Source organism: Methylobacterium sp. WL103 (assembly GCF_008039885.1).
Lineage (GTDB): Bacteria > Pseudomonadota > Alphaproteobacteria > Rhizobiales > Beijerinckiaceae > Methylobacterium > Methylobacterium cerastii.
The window spans coordinates 1-817 of the sequence record NZ_VRUX01001081.1 but is presented as its reverse complement, the minus strand read 5'-3'; the positions used below and the strand labels follow the sequence as shown (position 1 = coordinate 817).

Here is an 817-nt window from a genome sequence, read left to right as displayed (position 1 = left end):
GCCGGGTGGCGCGCTGGCACGCCTACGCCGCCGGGGCTCGGCCGGACACCTCGCGGCCCCCCTCGCCTTTCGACGTGCGGTGCTCGCGGCCCACGCCCGCCAGCCGTTCGACGTGGCGGAGGCGACGAACTGGTACGCCCCCGCCGTGCTGCTCGCGGGACGCCGCGACCTGCCGCTGGTGACGCGAAGCTCGACGCCCGCCGCCTTCACCCGCGACGCCCCCGCCACGCTGCGCGACCGCCTCGACGGCCGAACCGCCGATTTCCTGGAGCGCAGGCAGGCGCGGGGCAGCGCCGGGCTCGTCGCCAACACCGCCGAGCACGGCGCGGTGATCGCGCGCGCCTACGGCCTGTCCGGCCCGCAACCGGGGGCGGTGATCGGCTTGAGCCTGCCTCCCGCGATCACGGAGGCCGCGCGCGGCGCGTCCTATCCGGAACATGAGGAGCCGGTGCGCCTGCTCTTCGTCGGGCGGGCGGAGGCGCGAAAGGGCTTCGACGCCCTGCTCGGGGCGATGGCGATCCTCGCCGACGAGGCGGCGCGCGGGTCGGGGCCGTCCGTCCGGCTCGATCTCGTCGGCGTGCCGGCGGCGGACTTGCCGGCCGATCTTCCCGCGGCGGCGCGGGCCTGCATCCGCCCGCTCGGCCGGGTGCCTGCAGACGATCTCGCGCAGGCCTACGCCGGGGCGCACGTCGTGCTCGCGCCCTCACGCTACGAGAGCTTCGGGCTCGTCTACCAGGAGGCGCTGGCCTACGGCCGCCCGGTGGTCGCCTGCGCGCTCGACGCGAGCGCGCGCGCCTTCGTCGGCGATCCCGGGGCC

General features: G+C 77.4%; 1 protein-coding gene. It reads left to right on the top strand.

Annotation, left to right across the window (positions count from 1 at the left end; genetic code table 11):
- On the top strand, positions 1 to 817 hold an 817-nt coding region (locus tag FV222_RS27910), incomplete at both ends, for a glycosyltransferase family 4 protein (RefSeq protein ID WP_147816394.1).